The 5157-nt window shown below is 69.1% G+C and carries 4 protein-coding genes and 1 pseudogene; 2 read left to right on the top strand and 3 right to left on the bottom strand.

The genetic code is table 11. From position 1 onward, the window contains the following. Positions 1 to 69 precede the first annotated feature (69 nt). Both ACFQ36_RS20505 and ACFQ36_RS20500 read right to left on the bottom strand, forming a co-directional pair. Positions 70 to 2409 (bottom strand): DEAD/DEAH box helicase, encoded by a 2340-nt coding sequence (locus ACFQ36_RS20505; protein ID WP_377017039.1) that lies wholly within the window; start codon positions 2407 to 2409, stop codon positions 70 to 72. Positions 2410 to 2503: 94 nt separating this feature from the next. Then, positions 2504 to 3181, bottom strand: a complete 678-nt coding sequence (locus ACFQ36_RS20500) for a GNAT family N-acetyltransferase (protein ID WP_377017037.1) — start codon at positions 3179 to 3181, stop codon at positions 2504 to 2506. A gap of 96 nt (positions 3182 to 3277) precedes the next feature. Between ACFQ36_RS20500 and ACFQ36_RS20495 the strand changes: the two genes are divergently transcribed. After that, positions 3278 to 4171: a rhodanese-related sulfurtransferase gene (locus tag ACFQ36_RS20495; protein ID WP_377017035.1), complete on the top strand. Its 894-nt coding sequence runs from the start codon at positions 3278 to 3280 to the stop codon at positions 4169 to 4171. A gap of 45 nt (positions 4172 to 4216) precedes the next feature. Here ACFQ36_RS20495 and ACFQ36_RS20490 read toward each other — a convergent pair whose 3' ends face one another. After that, the gene (locus ACFQ36_RS20490; protein WP_377017033.1) at positions 4217 to 4786 is read right to left on the bottom strand and encodes a GNAT family N-acetyltransferase; all 570 of its coding nucleotides are present in this window, start codon (positions 4784 to 4786) and stop codon (positions 4217 to 4219) included. Positions 4787 to 4843: 57 nt separating this feature from the next. Between ACFQ36_RS20490 and ACFQ36_RS20485 the strand changes: the two are divergent. After that, positions 4844 to 5157: pseudogene (locus ACFQ36_RS20485) on the top strand (SAM-dependent methyltransferase); the annotation flags it as partial.

Below are 5157 nucleotides of genomic sequence, written 5' to 3'. Positions count from 1 at the left end.
GGCTGCCGGCTGCGGGGGCGGAAGCCCCGGGACGTGCCTGCGGCCTCCGGCCGGCGCCTGCCGGGCCCGTCATCCTCCGGCAGCCCGGCCGCGCTCTGCCCCGGAGAGCAGCGCATCGAGCAGGATGACCGCACCGTCCTTATCCAACGGGTTGTTCTTATTGCCGCACTTGGGTGACTGCACACAGGACGGGCAGCCGGTCTCGCACTCGCAGGCCAGGATGGCGTCCCGGGTGGCGGCCAGCCAGATGCGGGCCGCCTCGAACCCGCGTTCGGCGAAGCCGGCACCGCCGGGATGGCCGTCGTAGACGAAGATCGTCGGTTTGCCGGTATCCGCGTGCAATGCCGTGGAGACACCGCCGACGTCCCAGCGGTCGCTGGAGGCCACCAGCGGCAACAACCCGATCCCCGCATGTTCGGCCGCATGCAGGGCGCCGGGAATCCTGGCGGCAATCAGGCCGGCGCCGGCCAGCCGGTGTTCGTCGATGGCGAACCATACCGCCTTGGTGAACAGTTCCCGCGCCTCGAGGTCCAAGGGCTCTTCCCCGAGGATTTCGTTGGAGACGAAGGCCTTGCGCTGGAAGGAGACCACCTTGGTGGTTACCTTGACCTCGCCGAACTCCACACGGACCCCGCCCCAGTCCTGGCCGCGCAGCGGCTGCAGTACCTCGATCTGGGTGATGTCCCTGGCCTGGGTGTAGTAGTCCGGGTTGGATCTGGTGACGATGGCACAGTGGTCGCGCTCGTTGAGTTCCTCCACCACGTAGGTTTCGCCCTGGTGTACGTAGACCGCGCCGGTATGGGCCTGATAGTGGGACTGCGGGGAGTCCATGGTTCCCAGCAGTGCGCCGGAGTCGGCTTCGACGATGCTGATCGGCCCGCCGCCATCGGTGCGCAGGTTCACCATTGCGGCGGCGCTTTCCGGATGGGTCCAGTACCATCCGGCGGCCCGGCGCCGCAGGTAGCCGCGGGCGGTCAGCTCCTCGAGCAGCCCGGCAGTGGTCGGGCCGAACAGCTCCAGCTCGTCCGGCACCAGCGGCAGTTCCTGTGCGGCCGCGCACAAGTGCGGCCCGAGCACATACGGATTCGACGGATCGAACACCGTGGCTTCGACCGCCACGTCGAAGACCGCCTCCGGGTGGTGGACCAGGTAGGTATCGAGCGGGTCGTCGCTGGCGATGAACGCGGCGAGCGCGTCCTGGCCGGCACGGCCGGCCCGCCCGATCTGCTGGAACAGCGAGGCCCGGGTCCCCGGCCAGCCGGCGACCAGCACCGCGTCGAGGCCGGAAATATCGATGCCCAGTTCCAGCGCCGACGTGCTGGCCACGCCGAGCAGCGCCCCGGAACGCAGCCGCTGTTCCAGCTCCCGGCGTTCTTCGGGCAGGTAGCCCGACCGGTAGGCGGCCACCCGGCCGGGCAGGGACGGATTGACCTCGTCCAGCAGCCGCTTGGCGATCGAGGAAATGCTCTCGGCGCCGCGCCGGGATTTGATGAAGGCGATGGTACGCACCTGGGATGCCACAAGATGGGCCATCAGCTCGGCGGTTTCAGCGATGACCGTCCGGCGCTCGCGGGCACCGTTCTCGCCCTTGAGTTCGGTCAGCTGCGGTTCCCAGAAGGCGACGGTGGTGGAGCCGTGCGGCGAGCAGTCCTCGGTGACGGCCCCGGCCTCGGCGCCGATCAGCCGGCCGAAGGAGATTCCCGGTGCCGAAGAGGTGGCCGAGGCTCCGATGAAGACGGGATCGGCGCCGTAGCTGGCGCAGACCCGCCGCAGCCGGCGCAGCAGGTTGGCCACGTGCGAGCCGAACACGCCGCGGTAGCTGTGGGCCTCGTCGACAATGATGTACTTCAGCCGGCGGAAGAAGCGGGCCCACCAGGCGTGGTTCGGGAGCACGCCGAAATGGAGCATGTCCGGATTGGCCAGCACGAAGTTGGCATGGTCGCGGATCCACCGGCGCGCCCCCGGGTCCGTGTCGCCGTCGTAGGTTTCGGCGCGCACGGTGGGCAGCTTCAGCGCCTTGATGGCCGCCAGCTGGTCCGCGGCCAGCGCCTTGGTCGGGGCCAGGTACAGTACCGCGGCGCCGGCAGGCTCCAGGCTGGCCTTCTCCTCGAGGCCGCTGCGGTGGATCCCGTCCAATGCCGGCAGCTGGTAGGCCAGGGACTTGCCGGAGGCGGTCCCGGTGGCAATGATCGTGTGCCGGCCGGCGTGGGCGGCGTCGGCCGCCCGGACCTGGTGCAGCCAGGGGGTGTGGATGCCCAGTGACGCGTACGCGGCGATGACGTCCGGGTGGACCCACTGCGGCCACGGCTCGTGCACCGCCGCCCGGGACGGAAGTTTGCGTACCTGCACCAGCTGCTCGGGGTCGGGCCCGGAACCGAGCAGATTGATCAGGGATTCAGCTACTGCCACCGGATAATTCTGTCACCCCGGCCGCCGCCCGGGTGGACCCGCCGGCGGCCGGCAGGCACCGCCCGGGGGACGGAACGGGACTGCAGGGGCAGCTTCAGGGCGCGTCCACCGGCTTGAGGATCATGACGTCGCAGACGGTGTCCCAGCCCAGGTGGTTGTAGAGCATCCGGCCGTCGTGGGAGGCGATCAGCAGGCCGGTCTCCACGATGTGCTCGAAGGTGGAGGCGATCAGGGCACGCATGACATGGGTGGCCAGCCCGCGCCGGCGATACTTTTCCTTGGTCTCAATGTGGTCGAAGACGGCAAAGCTGTCCACCACGGCGACCACGCCGTGGGCCGCTTCCTCGCCCTGGTAGGTGACCCGGGCCCGGTGGACGTTGCCATCGCGCACCACCTCGGTCTTGAAATCCGGGTCCCGGTACCAGGGGTCCTCGGAGTCCTGGTCCGACATGTCGGTGACCATCATGGACTGGTCGCTGTGGTGCACGCGCAGCCCGTACTTGGGAGCCAGTTCATGGATCCGCTGCGGGTGGCGGGTCAGGACCGTGAACATGCGCTTCGGGGACTGCGCCGTCTGCGCCGCCAGGTTCGCGAACTCGTCCTCATCGGGCTCGTAGGCAAAATACTCCCAGTCGCCGGTCTTGTCCGAGAGCACAATGGCCGGATGGCCGGCTTCTTCCTTCGCGGGGGAGTACCCCCGGCATGCGGACCATCCCGCGACCCAGGCGGGCAGCAGGTCCTCCGGTACATCTCGTGTGTAATCGATGGCCATGCTTAGACAGTACCGAACCGCTGTGACTCTCGGCACCCCGGCATCGATGACGGTCCGGCCACCGGACGATTTGCCGTGCACCGTACCCTTAAAAGCGTGGCTTTGAACAGGATTGTGCTCTATTACGCGTTTGCTCCGCTGCCGGATCCGGAAGCGCTCCGGCTGTGGCAGCGGGCCTTGTGCGAAAAGCTCGGACTCACCGGCAGGATCCTGATTTCCAAGGACGGCATTAACGGGACCGTGGGCGGCGAACTCAATGTCGTCAAGCAGTATGTCAAGGCCACCCGCGAATATCCGGCGTTCACGAAGATGGACGTCAAGTGGTCCGAGGGAGCGGCAGCGGACTTTCCGCGGCTGAGCGTGAAGGTCCGGGACGAAATTGTCTCCTTCGGCGCCCCGGGGGAGCTGAAGGTGGACGAAAACGGCGTCCTCGGCGGCGGCATCCGCCTGGGGCCGGAGGAACTGCACGACCTGGTGGACGCCAACCGGCAGGCCGGCCGGGACGTGGTGTTCTTCGACGGGCGCAATGCCTTCGAGGCACAGATCGGCAGGTTCAAGGACGCCGTCGTCCCCGACGTGGAAACCACCCGCGACTTCATCCGCGAGCTGGACTCGGGCAGGTACGACGGGCTCAAGGACAAGCCGGTGGTCACCTACTGCACCGGCGGCATCCGCTGCGAGGTGCTCTCGGCGCTGATGGTCAACCGCGGCTTCCAGGAGGTGTACCAGCTCGACGGCGGCATTGTCCGCTACGGCGAGGCCTTCGGGGACTCCGGGCTCTGGGAGGGCTCGCTCTACGTCTTCGACCGCCGCATGCACCTGGAGTTCACTCCCGAGGCCAGGACCCTCGGCCGGTGCGTGCGCTGCACGGCGCCCAGCAGCAAGTTCGAGAACTGCTCCAACCCGAGCTGCCGCAAGCTGGCGCTCTACTGCGCGGACTGTGCGGCCGAGCCCGAGCCGCTGCGCTGCCCGGAGGGCTGCCGGGCCTGAGCCGGTTCAGGTTCTGCGCGGCCGGCGGCGCCGCGGCCGCGCAGGTCAGCGCTCGGGCCAGAGTCCCAGCGACGCATCCTTGGGCTCGAGGTCTTCCTCCTCGGTCTTGAACACCTTCATGCCGCGCCCGGTGTAGTTCGCCAGCGCCGCGGGCCCGTCCAGCGAGCAGGTGTGCACCCACACCCGGTGCACCGGGGCGAAGCCCTCCCAGCGCTCATGCAGCTGCCAGGCCTGCCGGATGCCCCCGGAGAGCAGCCCGCCGCCGAGGCCCCGTCCGATCGCCTCGGGAAAGAGCCCGAAGTACACGATTTCCACCGCCGTGCCGGCCGATTCGGGCCGTCCCAGCAGCTCCACATAACCGGCAGGGGCCCCGCCGGCGGACAACACCCAGGTTTCGGACCCGGGCATGCGCAGCAGCGACTCCCACTGCTTTCGGGTCAGCTGCAGCCGGTCCGCCCAGTTCCAGCCGCTGCCCACCGACCGGTAGAGGAACTTGCTGAACTCCGGGGTGATCGCCTCCACCCGCTCGAGGCGGGTTCCGGCAGGCAGCGGCCGCGCGCCGGCGGCCAGCTGCGCCGGGGAGGTCTGTTCCAGGTAGGTGGTGGTGACGAGCATGGGCCCATTCAACCACCGGCCCGGCGCCCGCCTGAAACCCTGCTTAAACTTGATGCCGTGACCGACTTCGACACTGGCTTCAACGCCCGGCAGGCCCCGGATGCCCCGCAAAGCCACGACATCCGGCTGCTCTCCGCGCTCGCCGGGGACCTGGACCGGATGCACTACACGGTGGACGGCGTGGCAGCGCTGCTGGGAGCCGAGGCATACGAGGCCTTCGGCCGGGACCAGCTGGTGCCGGCCCTGCAGGTGACCGAGCCGGCGGACCGGGCCGATCCGCTGGCCGCCGCCGTCCGGCTGTGGCTGCTGGGCCGACCCGTGGCCGAAGCCGCCTTGGCGGCGGCCTTCCCCGCCACCACCGTGGCCGGGCT

It is taken from the genome of Arthrobacter sp. GCM10027362 (genome assembly GCF_042679445.1).
Taxonomy (GTDB): domain Bacteria; phylum Actinomycetota; class Actinomycetes; order Actinomycetales; family Micrococcaceae; genus Crystallibacter.
The sequence above is the reverse complement of the archived record's forward strand: the minus strand, read 5'-3'. Positions and strand labels throughout refer to the sequence as shown.